Source organism: Deltaproteobacteria bacterium (genome assembly GCA_019912665.1).
Lineage (GTDB): Bacteria > Desulfobacterota > GWC2-55-46 > GWC2-55-46 > GWC2-55-46 > UBA5799.
On the sequence record JAIOIE010000008.1, the window covers coordinates 129,089 to 146,164 of the forward strand.

Consider the following 17,076-nt stretch of genomic DNA (forward strand, 5'->3'; position numbering starts at 1 on the left):
GAATCAGAATAAAATTTAGGGCCGCGCGCCCGGGAAATCAACCCCGGAGGCGCGACCCTGAGACAAAAGCATCATTGGCAACTTTAAAGATCAGAGTTTTTCCAGGAGCCCCGGGCTAAAGGACCTTCGTAAGGAGCCCGGAGGCGTAGTCCACCAGGGGTATTATCCTGGAGTAGTCCATGCGGACCGGGCCGACCACGCCGAGCGTGCCGAGCGCTTCCCTTCTGCCGTAGGGGGCTGTAACGAAGCCCAGGCCCTCGAACTCCTCGACCGCGCTCTCGGAGCCGAGGTATATGCGGATGCCGCTCTCGTCAAGGCTCTTGTCCAGAAGCTTTATAAGGAGGCTCTTCTCCTCGAATGCCGAAAATATCTTCTTCATCCTTTCGATGTCGTCCCTGAATTCCGGCTGCTCGATGATATTGATCTTGCCTTCGACTACTATGTCGTCCTCCCCGGCCCTGCCGCTGTCTTCGAGCGCCTCGGCCCCGAGCCGCAGGGCCTTCAGGAGGAGCTCGTCATAGAGGTTCTTGTCCCTCTGCATCTCTTCGATTATCCGGGCCCGGAGGCCCTTGAGGGTAAGCCCGCCGGCAAAGGAGTTCAGGTAATTGGATATCCTCTCAAGCTCGAGCTTCGCTATCCCTTCCATGCGGACAATCTTGCTCTCGACCTGCCCGTGCCTTGAGACCAGGAGCACTATCACCCCTGATGCGTCTATGGGTAGGAGGCTTATGTGCTTTATTACGAAGCTCTCCCTCCTCGGTATGAACATGAGCCCCGCGCAGCTGGTTATGGACGAGAGGGCCTTGGCGGTATCCGAGAGCATCTCGTCGAGGCTCGCCGCCCGCTCGCAACTCTTCTTCAGGAGGTCCTTGTCCTCCTTCTCCGGTTCCCGGAGCTCCCGCATGCCGTCGATATAGAACCTGAAGCTCTTTTCCGTGGGTATCCTGCCCGCTGAAGTGTGCGGCTGCCTCAAATACCCGTGGACCTCGAGCTCGGCCATGATGTTCCTTATGGTGGCCGGGCTTATGCCGAGGGAATAGTTCGTGGATATGGCCTTGGAGCTTACCGGCTCCGCGGTCCGTATGAAATCCTGTATTATCGCCCTCAGGACGTTGCTGGTGCGCTCTGAAAATCCCTGCATGACGGCCCCTCTTGGAACCTTTAAAGCCTTGCCGGACACCGCAATTTGCCCGCGCTATTTCAATTATATACGATTCCCCCGAATAGCCCAACAAAAATAACAGCCGCTAAAATGCTTGTCAAGTGAGAAGGGCGTGGTGCGCGGCCATTGTGCAGACCCGTCGAACGTACCGGAACTGAAAGGCCGAAAAAGCCTTTCACGAGCGTGCATGAATTCCAACGCATTGGCGTTCTTTCCTGCCGAAAAAAAAGGGGGGGGGCAGGCCCCGCGCCCTTTTTGGTTCAGGGGGGTGTGGGCGCGGGGCCTGTGAGGGTGTTCTGAAGATCTGGAGCCGTCGTCAGCTCAGGCAATGGGGTTTTGGAGGACGGTTCAAATAAGCTGGGCCCTACCTTACCCACCTGGTGATGGGCGGGGGAACAGGCTTTTCTCCGAGTACTGTTATCTCAAGCTCGCAAGCGTTGCAGGCATTCACCCTGACTTCCATGTTGTTTTCGGGAAGGAGCACAACGTCGTAATCAAGGGTCTCGACGGTGTTGTTGAAGTCGCTCCTGTCGGCCACGCCTCCGCCGTTGAGATCAATTGCCGCGCTGCTGACCCTGGACTTCCTGCCGGAATCGCCGCCGTTCCTGACGATAACTTTTCCGTTTCCTGGGACCGGTGCGGTAAATACGAAATTGGCCTCTTTAGTGCCGCTCTTCGCGTCTTTATTTGTCTTCGCCACATAGACGGGACCATAGATCGTGACAAGCTCCGCGCTGGCGACCACGGGAGCTCCGAACAGGAACAGGGTTGAGAGGGCTAAAAACCGGCTAAATCTTTTCATGGCCCATCTATCCTCCTTTGCTTTTTATGACACGTCCTTGTTATATCACCGAATTCCGCAACCGGCAGTGACATGGGTCACAAAAAAAGTAATAAACTCAAGAGGCGATTAAGAGCCTTTTCGTGCCAACTACTTGAAATTCAACGTTTTTCATAGAACAAAAACCATCCGCATTAAAACCGGCGTAGACTCCCTGTTTTTGCATGCGATAGAATAAGAAGTGGCAAGGGGCGTATCGCCCTTCACCAAGACCGCGCCTGGAAAGGACAAAACCATTGCCGTTTACTCCGCCCAAATACCCGGAATTCCGCGAATTGACCCCGGACTCCAGGGACTTCCTGCACCAGGCCCTCAGGGGCCTTGAGCCGGAAATCTCGGAATTCACCTTCGCGAACCTCTATCTTTTCAGGAAGGCCCACGGGTACATGCTCTCAATACTTCCGGACGGTAGCCCCGCCATCTCAGGGGAAGACGACGGGGCCGCCTTCTTCATCCTCCCTGCCGGCCTCCCCCCGATTGAGCTCCTTACGGATCTTTTCCAGAGGTTCGTCTCCATGAAGTGCGTAACCGAAGAACGTGCGAAAGAGCTCTCGGCGCTGGGCTTCAGTGTCGCCGAGGACAGGGACAATTTCGACTACCTCTACTCGCGAGAAGAGCTTTCAAAGCTTGCGGGCCGGAGATACCACAGGAAAAAGAACCTGGTGAACTATTTTACGGGGAGATACAGGTACGAGGCCAGGCCTCTTCTTCCCGAGCACAGGAAAGACGCGCTTCGGGTATTGGATGAGTGGCGTGCTGGCGAGGCCGGGCCGGGCGATTACGAAGCGGCAAAGGAAGGGCTCGAACTCTCGGAGGAGCTCGGGCTATGCGGCGGGATATACTTCGTCGAGGCCAGGCCCGCAGCGTACACTCTCGGAGAGGAGCTCAACAGCAATACATTCGTCATCCATTTCGAGAAAGGCGTCCCCGGCTTCAAGGGGCTTCTCCAGTTCGTAAACAGGAGCTTCGCATCGATACTCCCGGATAAGTACAGGCTCATAAACAGGGAACAGGACCTGGGGCTCAATGGGCTACGGAAAGCAAAGACGAGCTACAGGCCAGTAGGGTTCGTTAAAAAATACAGGGCGTTCACCAAGCGGCCTTGATAACTACAACCTCTTGATTTCAGTGGTTTTTTTGTGTTAAAAGTAAGCTATTGACTTTAATCAGGGAAAATATTATCTATACAATCCTCTTCTCAAAAATTCCCCTATATCGGAGTCTTATTTATGGAGTTTGATTTTTTTCTCGCAATCGCGATATTCGCACTGGTGTATGCTCTTCTCATCTGGGACAAGATAAACAGGGCCGTTGTAGCGCTCCTCGGCGCGTCGGCCCTCATAGTGCTTGGCGTCATAAACCAGGAGGCCGCGGTCGAGGGGATCGACTTCAACACCATCGGCCTCCTCATCGGCATGATGATAATAGTCTTCATCTCGCAGAAGACGGGGATGTTCCAGTACATAGCCATAAAAGGGGCCAAGATCTCAAAGGGCGACCCATGGAGGATACTGATATCCCTTTCAATCGTGACCGCGGTCCTTTCGGCCCTGCTCGATAACGTCACGACGGTGCTCCTTACGGTCCCGATAACGCTACTCATAACCGAGGAGCTGGAGGTAAGCCCTTATCCCTTCCTGGTCTCCCAGATACTCATGTCCAATATCGGCGGCACGGCGACCCTTATCGGCGACCCGCCGAACATCATGATAGGGAGCGCCGTGGGGCTCACATTCATGGACTTCGTCTTCGGAGTGGGGCCGGTAATACCGATCATCGCCATCGCCACTCTGATACCGTTGAAGGTAATATACGGGAAGTCCTTCAGGGTCTCGGATGAAAGGAAGAAGAGGATAATGGAGTTCAGGGAGGCGGAGGCCCTGACCGACAGGTCTCTAATGATAAAGTGCCTCGCAGTCCTCGGGCTTGTCATAGGCGGCTTCATACTCCAGCGCCATCTCCACCTCGAGCCGGCCACAATAGCCCTCTTCGGAGCCGCGATACTGCTCCTCATATCAAAGGAGGACCTGCACGGCGTCATGGAGAAGGTCGAGTGGACTTCCATATTCTTCTTCATCGGACTGTTCATAGTCGTCCACGGGCTCATAGAGGTGGGCTTCATAAGGCTCATGGCCGACATGATGCTTGAGGCGACAGGAGGGCATCTGGTCACAACCGGGTTCGTGATACTATGGGGGTCCGCTATCGCTTCCTCGATAGTCGACAACATCCCGTTCGTCGCGACCATGATACCGCTCATAAAGGGCATGGCCCCGTCCTTCGGGGGGGACTCCGCAGTGCTGCCGCTCTGGTGGTCGCTCTCGCTGGGCGCGTGCCTCGGAGGGAACGGCACGATTATCGGCGCTTCGGCGAACGTCGTGGTCGCCGGCATAGCGCACAGGAACGGGCACGCGATAGGGTTCTTCAAGTTCATGCTGCTAGCTTACCCGCTCATGCTTTTTTCGATAGCAATCGCGACGGTCTACATGTATATAAGGTACCTGGGATAGAGCCCGGAAGGAGGATTCCGATATGACAGCCGCAAGCATAATGACCAAAGAGGTGCTTACGATCCGGGATTCCGGGACCATGCTCGACGCATTCAGGCTTTTAAAGGAGAAAAAGGTCAGGCAGATACCGGTCCTTGACGGGCAAAACAGGGTCATAGGGGTCATAACCCCTCGCGCACTCATGAAGGCGATACTGCCGAGGTACGTGAGCGACGGCCTTGTCGCGGACGTGAAGTTCGCTCCGGAGCTACCGGACTTCGTGAAGAACATCGATTCGCTCGCCCGTAAGAAGGTCTCCGACCTCATGGAGCGGGACTTCGTAACGGTTGGGCCGGAGACCTCGACCATGGAAGTAGCGGCCCTTCTCGTAAACCCCGAGAAGCACGCGGACTCGGTGGTCGTGGTGGACGACATGAATCGGCTGCTCGGAATTATCTCGCCCTGGGACGTTTTCAGGAGGCTGTGGGACTACTCGGAAAAAAAGAAGAAGGAATAGGCGTTTACGCCCACATACCTTTTTGCCTCAGCAAATGCCCTTACTGCGCCTTCAACTCGGTCGCTGCCAAGGATGCCGCGGCTTACGAAGAGCGGTATGTGGAATGCCTTGTAAAGGAGCTTGGGGCGAGGGCCGGTAAAGAGAACATTCCTGGCCCGCTCCGTACCTTCTATATCGGCGGCGGCACTCCGACCCTCTTCTCCCCTGAAGCCATAGGGAAGCTTTTAACATCCGCGATCGGTATCTTCGGGATCGGCAACTCACACGGAATCGAGTCCACGATTGAGGCCAACCCGGATACCCTCACCCCGTCCAAGCTCGCCGGATACAGGCGGCATGGCGTAAACAGGCTATCCATCGGGTTCCAGTCGCTCGATGACGCCAGGCTCGCCGCGCTCGGCAGGACCCATACCGCGTCAAGGGCGGCCCAGGCTTTCAAATGGGGCAGGGATGCCGGTTTCGAGAATATCGGCATAGACCTCATCTTCGGAACGCCAGGCCAGGACCCGGCCGGGTGGCAAGAGGAGCTTTCAAGCGCCGCTCTCCTGAAACCCGAGCACATCTCGCTTTACGGGATGACCATTGAGGAAGGCACCCCCTTTTACCGCAGATACGGCCCAGGAAAGACCGGACTTCCGGGCGAGGATGCCGAATCAGAGATGTTCTCCGCGGCCGTAAAGACCCTCAAGTCAGCCGGCTACAGGCATTACGAGGTCTCGAACTTCGCGCTCCCCGGCCGCGAGAGCGTCCATAACAGCCTCTACTGGAAAGGGGCCCCTTATATCGGCGTGGGGGCCGGCGCCCATTCATACCTTCCCTGGCCAGGCTGGGGCAGGAGATGGTGGAACGAGACCCGCCATGAAGAGTACATGGGAAAGGTCGAGGCGGACCTCGATCCTTCAGCCGGAGGCGAGGAGCTCGGAAGGGATGAGGCCATGATCGAGGCCGTAATGCTCGGGCTAAGGATGGTGGACGGGGGCGTAAACGGGGAAAGGTTCAAGGAAAAGTTCGGGTGTTATCCGGGCGCGGCCCTTCCCGGCCTTGAAGGGCTTATAAAGGAAGGACTGGTCCGGAAAAGGGGAGAGGACGTACTGGTTACCGAGTCCGGGCTCCTCCTCCTTAACGAGGTCGCGGCCAGGATGCTTTAAGGCCGTGCAATAGAAAAGCCCCGCTCCTTTAAGGGCAGCGGGGCTTTTTTTTGTGGCGCGCTTTTTCAGCGCGTAATCCTGAAGGCGAGCCTGCCCAGGAGTTTGTTGACCGGGTTCTGCCTGGGGAGGAACGTAAGGACGGGTTTCCTCCTTACACCTAGCCTCTTAAGCTCGCTAAGGAGGGCGAAGTTGTCGTTATCGAGCTTGAGGCCTTTCCTGAAAGCCCTCACGGCAACGGACTTCTGTCCGTTAAGGAGGAATATTCTCCCGAGGTTCAGGTATATCTCCGGGTTATAGAACTCCTTCTCCGCCGCCATGAGGCAGAGGGAGATTGCCTTGTCGTAGTTGCCCTCGGAATTGGCGAGGCTCACGGCGTAATACGACATCGCGGTCGGGTGCTGAGTGAAGCAGAGGTCCTGATCGAACACCTTGACCGCATCATCGAAGAGTCCCTCTCGCGCAAGCCCTATCCCCTTTTCGATAACCTCAGTGCTCATAATTCATCCTCCTCTGGAATTATCCATATAACCGACACCGCTCATAAAAGGGGAGACCGAAAACCTAAGGTGAATCCCTGTATTTCTTATAAACCAGCATCGGATTTATTTAAGTGACCGTAGTCACAAGAGGGGGGTGCGGCGGGAGTGATTAAACGGGATACAACCCGTTGAAATCGTTGATTTCTACTGGAGTTTAAGGCCGGTCTCCACTATTTTTCCATGCGGTCCGTACTTCAGGGCCACCTCTCCCGACCCGTTCACGCAAAATGCCACGTGTACCTCGTCAGGAACGGGTTCCTCGAAAGCGATGGTAAAGGGCTTGAGCCCGGGGAGGGCCTCGCCTGCCATCTCCTTAAGCTCCTGCTTCAGGTACTCTATGCCGTCCTCGACTACCCATCTCCTCGCAAGGAGCCTCTCGGGTATCTCGTATAGCTCTATGGTTATCTCCTTCTGAAGGCCAAGCTTCCTGGCGGGCCTCACCCTGAAGGTCTTCTCGAGCGGAAGCTGATCGCCTTTCTCAAGGACGATGCACCAGGAATGCGTGACGTCCTTCTCGTGGGGCGCGTACCGGAGGGCGTATGCCATGGCAAGGTGCCTGTCCGTTATGTCCCTTGTGCCGTAGAAGGCCGCCCCCATACCGACCGCCGTGAGCGGGCTGTGGTCGTAGATTAGGTTACCGGCCCGGAGCCCAGGGAAGATGTCCCCTATCTTCTCCTTGAAGGAGGGTATCTGCGATGACCCGCCCGTCAAGAGTATGGCCTCTATCGCCTCTTTCCTCACGCCGACCTTTTCGGCCCTCTTTATCACGTTTATGATGGCGCGGTCGATTGTCCCGTAAAAGTCCCTCTTTTCGAGGACCTCCTCGAACTCGTCCCTCGTGACCTTGCCGGCCTCCCTGCCGTCCCAGGCGAACGGGACCTCTCTCCGCTCGGAAAGCCTTATCTTCACCTCCTCCGCCGCGAGACGGAGGCTTTCGCGGGAAGCGCCCGTTATGCCGGCCTTTGCCGAAAGGTGCTCGGCGAGCCAGTGGTCGATATCATGGCCTCCCAGCATGAGCGCCCTCTCGGGCTTTGCCACGATGTGCACCTCGTCCATGTTGAGCCTGACGACCATCGTATTGAGCGTGCTTCCGCCGAAGTCGATGACCATGATGAGCCTGTCCCTGTCGTCGGCCACCTGATAGCCCACGGCCGCCGCTAGCGGCTCCTCGATGAGCTCCACCCTTGCGCCCTTCATGACCTTCGAGGCGATCTCGCGGACAGTGGCGCTGTATTCCTGGTAGCCGACCGGCACGGTTATGTAGACGACCTCGGCGGCGTTCTTCGGAAGGATGGAGAACCAGCCGGTGTTGACGGTCGCCTTCTTCATGTGCTGGTGGAGTATCCTTATGAACCTCTCCATGTGTTCCCTGCCCCTGGGGTTCCCCTCGAGAAGCAGCTGCTTCATGTTGGAGACGGCGTTTCCCCCTGCAGCCTCCGCGCCTATGTTGTTGGTCTCGGCGCTCAGAAGCGTGGGCACGATATGGATGGAATCGTACTGCCTGCATATGGAGCCCAGGTGCATGAAATCCGGGGCCTCGTCCTTTTTCTTCCTCATGACTACGGTGTTGGTCGCTCCGAGGTCTATTGAGATGCACTCCTTCGGCGAAAGGTCCTTCTGCCTTACGACCGCCGCGCCGGTTTCAGGATAAAGCTCGGAGACGAATACCGGCCTTTCGACCTCGGCCCCGTGATACGTGGACTTGAGCGATTCGAGGCGGGCCACCACCTTTTTGATGGAATCGCGCAGCGCCTGTGGACGTATCCAGACGTGCGTATAAGGCCTGAGCGTCTCTATGAAGCGCGTGTCGTTCAGGGATCCGCCGAATTTAAGAAGCTCCTTGGATATGGCCTTCGAGTACTTCTCGCGCGAAAACCTGTTCTTCTTGGAATCCGATATGTCGTGGTCGTCGGCCGAGAGTATGTAGTCGACCACGTCGAAGACTTCTACGTCCTCCATCCATTTCCGGACGGTGAAGAAGGAGAGCGCGTCCTCTATTATCTTCTGTATCAGCGGGAAAAAGTCGCGTGTCTTCGGGGTGGCCTGGAAGAGCTCTATAAGGCAGTATTCACGGCCGAACGGGTCGGCGATGGCAAGGGTGGCCCTGTACGCGCCCTCAAAGGCCTTCAAGCGAAGCGTCTCAAACTCACCGTCTTTTGGGAGCTCGTCGCCGATGGACAAACAGGCGTACCTCCGGTAGTACGGCTCGGCTACCGCGTCGGCGGCCCGTATAGCGAGCTCTATCGCCTCCTTGTAAACCGGGAGGAACGGCCCGTCCTTTGGCATCAACCTGGCAACGCCGAGTATGGCGTATCCGGCGAAAAAGGATATGTCGCTCGCCTTGGGGAGCTCGCTCGCTATCCTCTCGAGATTGGGCTCCGCAAACCGGGGCCTGTCCGGCAGGCCGAGCGCGAGCCTCCATGCGAGGAGGCGGAGGTCCGTGAACTCCTGGGACTTCGGCAGCTCGTTAGCGAGCCTCAGAAGCTCCGTGATCCTCCTCTGCTTCTCATCCAGCGCGTCGGCAGCGATAACGGCCGCCTCGGCTGCCTTGAGATAGAGCCTGCCGAAAGCCGGGGTGCACGGTATTTCCTTGACGAAATCGAGAAGGGCGAACCTCCTGTCAACGGGGTCCTCTATCCTGTCGAGGAGTTCGAATGCGGATGCGAATAATTCAAGGGCCTCAGGCGTCTTCGGGAGCTCCCTCCCTGCGCGCACGATAAGGCTCCGTATGGCTGACTTGTCGTCCGTCTTACTCGCAGTACTGAGGTACTGCCTCGGTGCTTCGAGGCCGCTCATCTTCATAAAACCGTCCGGGTCAGGCTGCCGAACCCGGTCTCCCTGACCGTCCCGTCGCCGGAGATGAATAGCTCCGCCCTGCCGGGCATCAATAAGTCGTCCAAGGAATATCGGGGGGTCAGGAAATGGAACCTCTGGTTCGTGGAGCCCCGCGGGAGGAGCGTTTCCTCCGGCATCTCCCTCTCATAAGGCCCGTCCACCAAGACGTCTATGAGAGAGAGGCATCCTCTCATGAGAGGGTCGGCCTCCAGATCTTCGAGGATAAAGCCCGTGTATACGAGTGTCGAGAGGCCCCGGGCCCTCCCGGCCAGAAGTAGCTCCTTAAGGCCATGTGGCTGGAGGAACGGCTCGCCGCCGCTTACGGTTATGCCTTCTATCTCGGGGGAATGATGCCTTTCCATTATGCACGCGGCGGAAAGGAGGTCCCTTTGCCCAAGGGCATGGGTGTCCGGGTTGAAACACCCCCGGCAGCCCCTCTTGCAGCCCTGGAAAAAGACCACGAGCCGCAAACCAGGGCCGTTCACCCTGGAGCGAGGCAGAATAGCGTGTATGTTAAGAAGGGTGCTGTCCATCGGAGTGTAACGCGCAACGGCTGAGGACCGTCAATCCCCGGATTCAAGCTTTATCTGGACCTCGCCGCCGAAGACCTCGTCCTTCTCGACGAACTTCTCCATCGTGCCGAGGTGCTTCGTGAGCTGCTTGGCCACTTCCCTGCAGTCGCTGTAGACGCTCGAATCTATCTCCACCTTGCCGTCGGGCGTTATCTTTATCCGTATCTGCCTGTCCATGGAATACCCCCTTAACAGGCTGCTTAAAAAGCCCAATCTGCTGCGTCGTCAAAATTCGTCACTGCGGCGTACAAGTAAAGTACGCCTCATTCCTCATTTTTCGACTCCTTGCATCTTGAACTTTTTGAGCAGCCTGAGCTCGAATTGAATTTCGGGACCCTTCAGCCCTTAAGGACTATCTGTATCTCGCCCGCGGTCTCGGTCTCGCTCGAGATCTCGAAGTCGAGCGGGAGGTTGTCCTTTATGGACTCGTACGCGTACATCTGCTTGAGCCTGTTGGAAAAAGAGTTCACGACGCGGTTGTCGCCGCCGAGCTGATAGTTGCCGGTCTTCTCTTTCGCGATGTTTATGATGTCGCCGTCCCTGTCCACCTCGACGGTGTCCTTGCGCTCGTTGGCTACATAGCTCGTTATCTCGCCGCGTTTCTTGAGCTCCTCGAGGGCGCATATGAGGTACTTCCTGACCGAAAGCTCGGTCTTTATGACGGTATAGAAGGACATACGCGCCTCCTTATTGAAGGGGGTTTTCCCTGAAAAACCGGTTGAGGCCCTCTCCGTTTATGAGGACTTCCTTCATGAGCTTCTCGACAAGCGCAAGGATGACCTCCTTGTTTTCGGAGATGACCTTGGCCGTGGACTCCTTGGCGGAGTCGAGTATCTTCTGTATGTCCTCGAGCACGTCCCCGCCCGATGTGAGGGCATAGTCCTGGAGGACCATGAGGGACTTATTCCTCATTATCTCGCCGAAGCCGTACTCTATGACCATCTTCCGGGCTATGCCGGTCGCCTGTATGAGGTCGTGCGAGGCGCCGACGGTCTTCGAGTCGTTCCCAATGAGCTCGTCCTCGGCCACCATGCCGCCGAGTATGACCCCTATCTCCTTTTCGAGGTCGCTCTTGGTGTAGGTCGTCCTTATGGCCTCGTCCACCGGGATGAAGGCCGAGTAGGGCTTGTAGTTATCGATGCTCACGAACGCAGGGGTGCGGTTAAAATACCTTTTCATGAGAACGGCGTGCCCGGCCTCGTGCAGGGCGATGTTCCTCTTTTCGGTTTCTGAGAGCGACTCCGCCCTCTGGAGGAAGAGGGACTTGGACGCGGGCCTGGCCCTCTGGTGGCTCCATGCCCTGAGCTCCTCTATTTCTTCCTTCTTCAAGACCGAGAGCGGGGTTATGTGCCTTATGGACTTAAGGAGCCCTTCCTGTGTCACGTCGAGCGCGAGGAGCCCGTCAACGACCTCCTCCATGTTCCTGCCCGAGTGCTCCTCCTGGAGCCGGTTAAAAGTCGAGACTACGGCGTCCTTGACGGCCTGCTCTATCTCCGCGCCGGTGAAGCCCTGGCTGTTCTGGGAGAGCTCCTTTACGTTCACCTTCGAGAGGTTCTGTATCCTCCTCTCGAGGTGTATCCTGTATATCTCCTCCCTCTCCTCCTGGCTCGGGAGGTCGACGAAAAAGACCTCGTCGTAGCGCCCCTTCCTCCATAGCTCGGGTGGAAGGTTCTTGGGCTCGTTGGCGGTGGAGATGACGAAGACAGGATGCTCCTTCTCCTGCAGCCAGGTGATGAAGGTGCCGAAGACCCTCATCTGCGTGCCCGAGTCGCCCTGGTAGCCGCCTATGCCGCCGAAGGCCTTGTCTATCTCGTCTATCCAGAGTATACACGGGCTTACGGCCTCGGCAAGCTGTATGCACCGCCTGATGTTCTTTTCCGACTCGCCCACTGTCGAGCCGAAGAGACGCCCGACGTCAAGCCGAAGGAGCGGCAGGTTCCATATTCCGGCAAGCGCCTTGCAGCAGAGGCTTTTACCCGAGCCGGGGACGCCAATCAAAAGGAGGCCCTTCGGGACGTCAAGGCCAAGTGTCGTTATCTTGTCCCTCGAGAGCCTGAAGACGTTTTCCCTCTCGACGAACCACTTCTTTATCTCGCTCAAGCCCCCGATGTTCTCTATGTTCTCCCTGTGGGGGTAGTAATCGAGTATCTTCTGCTTTTTTATAATCTGCTGTTTCTCATCCTGTATGTACGAGATGCAGTCCTCGTTCAAAAAGCCGTTATTGAGGCCTATGGCCTTCCTTATGACCCGCCTTATGTTGTCGAGAGAGAGGCCCTGCAAGGACTTATAGAGAATGGACCTGGTCGAGGCATGCCAGCTCGACGGGATGAGGTGCCCGTAGGTCCGGGAGACTAGGTCGGCTATCTCGTCGTAGTCCGGGAGCGAAAGCTCCAGGACCACTATGTCCTCCTCAAGCTCGGGCGGTATCTCGCCCAGTGTGGGCGAAAGAATGCAGACGGTATTTACGGTATGGCGCTCGTCTATTATGGCCGGCAGGTCGCGGAACCGGCGGAGGAACTCGTGGGAGTTGAAATAAGAGGCGATGTCCTTAAGGAGGAACAGGTTACTGACGTTCTCGCCCTTTGTTATCTTCTCCTCGATGACCGAGAGTATCTTTTCCCGGCCCATGGGCTCCCGTTTCTTCTTCTCGCCGCCGTAGAGCCCCCTGGATACGGACCAGGACCAGTAATTGAGCTTCATGGAATCGCATAGCGACTCCATTATCTTCTCGACCCTCCTCTCCTCAAAGGAGACGAGCCATAGTATCGGGTACCTGGCCTCGATGTGGATCCGTATCTCGTTTTCGAAGTCCCTGGCGTTCATATAGAGCGCACCTTCCAGACGGTCCGATTAAGGTGAGAGGCCTACAACCAAGAAGATACTGTTTCGAAGGGGGCCTGCCGGCCCGCCCTCGACTGCGGGATACATCATACCACAAGACGCCACTCTTTAAAACCTGAAAACCTTCGTTTGAAAAGGGCTTTTGTCCTGGTCCTACCTGTCCCGGTCGGGACAATATAACACAAATCTCGATACCGCTTCAAACAAAAGAGGTTACGGGGCGACCGTAACCTCTTTTGCTCAGCCTTGACCAGGAATACCGGAAATCCAAATTTATTTCCGGGAATCGCATCATGCTTTTCTAGGACCCTCTCTAAGGGTTCATGCCGCGGGCCTGCCCCGGCCGGCAATGAGGGAGACGACGAAAAGCACGAGGAAAACTACAAAGAGCACCTTGGCTATCCATGCCGCGGTCCCCGCGACCCCTGCAAACCCCAGGACCGCCGCGATTATGGCTATTATGAGGAAGGTTATCGCCCATGAAAGCATTCGAGCCACCTTCTTTCCCCCGGCGCGCGTTTCCGATAGCCGGGCCTTGGAGGGCAAAGCCCCCCTGTCCGTACAAACGCTTTTTTCTTGCCTTATTTGATTATATATTGGGGGCAGACCATGTCAAATCAGCCGCGTGTACGCATAACCGAGCTTATCTGTTGCCTTTTCAGTCGGCCTGATATAATGTATAACCTTAGCTTTCAGGGGAAAAGCGAGCGATGGAGCTTCTAAAAGAGTTCATAGACATGTTCATGCACATAGACAAGCACCTGGGGACTGTCATACAGGCCTACGGGGGCTGGACCTATCTCATCCTCTTCCTCATCATCTTTTGTGAGACAGGGCTCGTTGTAACGCCGCTACTGCCTGGCGACTCGCTCCTTTTCGCGATAGGGACCTTCGCGGCAATGGGTTATCTCGAAGTGGAGTACGTGATAGCAGGGCTTACCGTCGCGGCGATAGCGGGCGACTCTGTGAACTACGCCATCGGCCATTATCTCGGCCCCAGGGTCTTTTCAAAAAAGGACAGCCTGGTATTCAGGAAGGAATACCTCGACAAGACGCAAAGGTTCTACCAGAAGTACGGGGCCAGGACCATAGTCATCGCAAGGTTCGTCCCAATTGTCCGCACTTTCGCGCCGTTCGTGGCGGGAGTCGGCGCGATGTCCTACGGCCGGTTCCTCTTCTATAACGTCACGGGGGCCGTAGCCTGGATATTCCTCTTTATCCTCGGGGGATACTATTTCGGGAGCATCCCGCTCGTTAAAGAGAACTTCTCTCTTGTGATACTCGCCATAATAGTCCTTTCAATAATGCCAGGCCTTATAGAGTTCGTGAGGGCACGGCGCCAGCCCGCCTGAGGGTCCTTGTAAAAACATTTCTAATCCATCCCACTTTTTAATTCTGTTCTGATTTCCATACCGAGAATACGCTGTGCGCGCCAAGTCTCATTGCAAAAAACCTTTTAACGCGCTACCGCGCTTTTTTGGGCATAAGGCTCCGCTCGCTTTCCGCCCCCATCCTCCTCGCCCGGCCCTTATGTAGCTCGGCCCCTTGGGGCCGGGCTCCTGCTTCCCCGCCTCGCTCACCCTTCCCCCAGCCTTATGCTCGCAACGCCTTATGCCCCTGGGTGGTTTTAAATGCAAAAACAAAGGTGATGTGAGATTCTTTTGTCTTGAACAAACCCGGAGGGTAAGGCGAGCGCAGCATAAGGGAGGAAGAGCGTGAACGGGCCGGGGGAATCAGGAGCGAAGCGATTAGGGGCCCGTTCACAGGGTGGGAGGGCGCTAGCAAGCGAGCCTTACCCTCGAAACAGCACGGCAGTGCGGAAAAGGCCTTTGCAAGATAACTACAACAAAAAAAGGCGCCGGGTGTTTTCCCGGCGCCTTTTGCAAAGCCGGTCCTACGAGTACAGGAGTATCCCGAAAAGGACCGCGACCAGGTTTATGACCTTGATCATCGGGTTTATGCCCGGCCCTGCCGTGTCCTTGTAGGGGTCGCCCACGGTGTCGCCCGTGACCGCGGCCTGGTGCGCGGGCTTGTGCTTGCCGCCGTGGTTGCCTTCCTCGATGAACTTCTTGGCGTTGTCCCAGGCGGCTCCGCCCGAGGTCATCTTTATCGCGACGAAAAGGCCCGTGACGATGCTTCCGACGAGCACGCCTCCGAGGGCCTTCTGCCCCAGGATAACGCCCACGAGCACCGGCGCGATCACGGGTATGAGCGACGGCACTATCATCTTCTGCAGCGCGGCCGAGGTGACTATGTCCACGCATTTGCCGTACTCCGGCCTCGCGCTCCCGTCCATTATGCCCTTTATCTCCCTGAACTGCCTTCTTACCTCGTCCACGATCGAGCCGGCGGCCTTGCCCACGGCCTTCATGAGGAGGGCGGCGAAGTAGAACGGCAGCATGCCTCCTATGAAGAGGCCCACGAGGACCATGGGGTCGGAGAGGTCGAAGATGACTTGCGCCCCTCCGGCCGAAATGGTCCTGGTGTATTCGGCGAAGAGGACTATTGCCGCGAGCCCCGCCGAGCCTATCGCGTATCCCTTTGTAACGGCCTTGGTCGTATTGCCTACCGCATCGAGCGGGTCGGTCACGCCGCGCACACCTGCGCCCATGTCGGCCATCTCGGCTATGCCGCCCGCGTTGTCGGTTATCGGGCCGAACGAGTCTATGGCCACGACAATGCCTGCCATGGTGAGCATGGCCTCGGCGGAGACCGCGACCCCGAAGAGGCCCGCGAGCTCGTAGCTTGCCAGTATGGCCCCGGCGATGACGAGGACCGGCAGGGCCGTCGCTTCCTTGCCGATGGCGAGCCCCGCGATTATGTTCGTCGCGTGCCCGGAGACGGACGCATTGGCTATGTGCTGGACCGGGCTGTAATGCTTGGCCGTGTAATAGTCGGTTATGACGACGAGCGATATCGTGACGGCCAGCCCTATTAGGGCGCAGAGATAATAACTGCTCCAGCCCACACCCCCTACCCCGTTCATCAGATAGTACGCGACCGGGAAGAAGGCAATGGCTGAAAGGACGGCCGTCGCCACGAACCCCTTATAGAGCGCGGTCATTATGTTGTTTGAGGAGCCTAGCTTCACGAACCAGCTCCCGATGATCGTCATTATGATCGCAACGCCGCCGAGCACAAGCGGGAAGAGCATGGCGTTCTCCGAGCCGGGGAAAAGGATGTGCGCGAGCGCCATCGTCGCGACGGTCGTCACCGCGTATGTCTCGAAGAGGTCCGCGGCCATCCCGGCGCAGTCGCCGACATTGTCGCCCACGTTGTCGGCTATCACAGCCGGGTTCCTCGGGTCGTCCTCGGGTATTCCGGCCTCGACCTTCCCCACGAGGTCCGCGCCCACGTCGGCCGCCTTGGTGTATATGCCGCCCCCGACCCTGGCGAAAAGGGATATGAGGCTTCCGCCGAGGCCGAGGGAAAGAAGGGACGCTATCGCGTGCGTCTCGTCGGTTACCCGCATGGCGACGGCGTAAAACCCTGTGACCGCAAGGAGCCCGAGGCCAATGAGGAGGAGCCCTGTCACGGCCCCGCCCCTGAAGGCCACCACGAGCGCGGCGTTAAGCCCGCTGTGGGCCGCCTGCGCGGTCTTCGCGTTGGCCCTAACGGCCACCATCATGCCTACATAGCCTGAAATGCCGGAAGCCGCGCCGCCCACCAGGAAGCCGCACGCGGTCAAGAGCCCGAAATGCTCGGACCATGAGCCCGCCAGCCAGAGAAGGACGAAAAGAATGGCCGCAACGACCCCTACCGTCTTGAACTGCCTTGCCATGTAGGCGCTTGCGCCTTCATGGATAGCCGCCTGTATCCTCCTCATCTCAGGCGTGCCGCTTTCGAGCCCCCTTACCCAGAACGCGAGCCAGGCCGCGTATACAATGCCCAGCACCGCTGCTCCCAGCGCAAAGAGGATAGTCATTGTAGAGCTTTCCATCTACCGGTTCTCCTTTGCTGAAGGATGGTTGGAACACCGCTTCTGGTACGTTTGAGACACTGCCCTGCAAAAAAACGGAACAACTGGAACCGCGATGCCGCATCAATCAGTTGATCCGGATTCTCTCCTGTGACCAGTGGCTGAATTTTGTTTATTCTGAATTACGTTAAAGGGACTGCGTTACTAAGCTGA

General features: G+C 57.2%; 15 protein-coding genes. 5 read left to right on the forward strand and 10 right to left on the reverse strand.

Annotated features, from left to right (window positions below; translation table 11 throughout):
* Positions 1-115 precede the first annotated feature (115 nt).
* Together hrcA and K8I01_03345 are read right to left on the reverse strand one after the other, a co-directional pair.
* The gene (hrcA, locus tag K8I01_03340; GenBank protein MBZ0219451.1) at positions 116-1,141 is read right to left on the reverse strand and encodes a heat-inducible transcriptional repressor HrcA; all 1,026 of its coding nucleotides are present in this window, start codon (positions 1,139-1,141) and stop codon (positions 116-118) included.
* Between the two features lie 385 nt (positions 1,142-1,526).
* A complete protein-coding gene (locus K8I01_03345) occupies positions 1,527-1,964 on the reverse strand; it encodes a hypothetical protein (GenBank protein ID MBZ0219452.1) in 438 nt (145 codons plus the stop codon).
* Between the two features lie 338 nt (positions 1,965-2,302).
* Between K8I01_03345 and K8I01_03350 the strand changes: the two genes are divergently transcribed.
* From K8I01_03350 to hemW, 4 genes are all read left to right on the forward strand, one after another.
* A complete protein-coding gene (locus K8I01_03350) occupies positions 2,303-3,109 on the forward strand; it encodes a DUF2156 domain-containing protein (GenBank protein ID MBZ0219453.1) in 807 nt (268 codons plus the stop codon).
* A 123-nt stretch (positions 3,110-3,232) separates the two neighbouring features.
* Positions 3,233-4,513 carry an ArsB/NhaD family transporter gene (locus tag K8I01_03355; protein MBZ0219454.1) on the forward strand — a complete coding sequence of 427 codons (1,281 nt, stop codon included), beginning with the start codon at positions 3,233-3,235 and terminating at the stop codon, positions 4,511-4,513.
* Positions 4,514-4,535: 22 nt separating this feature from the next.
* Positions 4,536-5,009, forward strand: coding sequence for a CBS domain-containing protein (locus tag K8I01_03360; GenBank protein MBZ0219455.1), 474 nt, complete (start codon positions 4,536-4,538; stop codon positions 5,007-5,009).
* Complete coding sequence (hemW, locus tag K8I01_03365; GenBank protein MBZ0219456.1) at positions 4,976-6,157, forward strand: radical SAM family heme chaperone HemW; 1,182 nt, start codon at positions 4,976-4,978, stop codon at positions 6,155-6,157. Before K8I01_03360 ends, hemW begins: the two co-directional genes overlap by 34 nt.
* A gap of 65 nt (positions 6,158-6,222) precedes the next feature.
* Here hemW and K8I01_03370 read toward each other — a convergent pair whose 3' ends face one another.
* From K8I01_03370 to K8I01_03400, 7 genes are all read right to left on the reverse strand, one after another.
* Entirely contained in the window at positions 6,223-6,654 is a 432-nt protein-coding gene (locus K8I01_03370) for a hypothetical protein (protein MBZ0219457.1), read from the reverse strand.
* A gap of 186 nt (positions 6,655-6,840) precedes the next feature.
* Positions 6,841-9,498, reverse strand: a complete 2,658-nt coding sequence (locus tag K8I01_03375) for an Hsp70 family protein (GenBank protein MBZ0219458.1) — start codon at positions 9,496-9,498, stop codon at positions 6,841-6,843.
* A complete protein-coding gene (locus tag K8I01_03380) occupies positions 9,495-10,064 on the reverse strand; it encodes a radical SAM protein (GenBank protein ID MBZ0219459.1) in 570 nt (189 codons plus the stop codon). Before K8I01_03380 ends, K8I01_03375 begins: the two co-directional genes overlap by 4 nt.
* Positions 10,065-10,094: 30 nt before the next feature.
* On the reverse strand, positions 10,095-10,280 hold the full coding sequence (locus K8I01_03385) for a hypothetical protein (GenBank protein MBZ0219460.1): 186 nt from the start codon (positions 10,278-10,280) through the stop codon (positions 10,095-10,097).
* 161 nt (positions 10,281-10,441) lie between these two features.
* Positions 10,442-10,780, reverse strand: a complete 339-nt coding sequence (locus K8I01_03390) for a hypothetical protein (GenBank protein MBZ0219461.1) — start codon at positions 10,778-10,780, stop codon at positions 10,442-10,444.
* Between the two features lie 10 nt (positions 10,781-10,790).
* A complete protein-coding gene (locus tag K8I01_03395) occupies positions 10,791-12,926 on the reverse strand; it encodes an AAA family ATPase (protein ID MBZ0219462.1) in 2,136 nt (711 codons plus the stop codon).
* A gap of 339 nt (positions 12,927-13,265) precedes the next feature.
* On the reverse strand, positions 13,266-13,433 hold the full coding sequence (locus K8I01_03400; GenBank protein MBZ0219463.1) for a DUF1328 domain-containing protein: 168 nt from the start codon (positions 13,431-13,433) through the stop codon (positions 13,266-13,268).
* 221 nt (positions 13,434-13,654) lie between these two features.
* Between K8I01_03400 and K8I01_03405 the strand changes: the two genes are divergently transcribed.
* Positions 13,655-14,296: a DedA family protein gene (locus K8I01_03405; protein ID MBZ0219464.1), complete on the forward strand. Its 642-nt coding sequence runs from the start codon at positions 13,655-13,657 to the stop codon at positions 14,294-14,296.
* Between the two features lie 542 nt (positions 14,297-14,838).
* Here K8I01_03405 and K8I01_03410 read toward each other — a convergent pair.
* Positions 14,839-16,869, reverse strand: coding sequence for a sodium-translocating pyrophosphatase (locus K8I01_03410; GenBank protein ID MBZ0219465.1), 2,031 nt, complete (start codon positions 16,867-16,869; stop codon positions 14,839-14,841).
* Between the last annotated feature and the right edge of the window lie 207 nt (positions 16,870-17,076).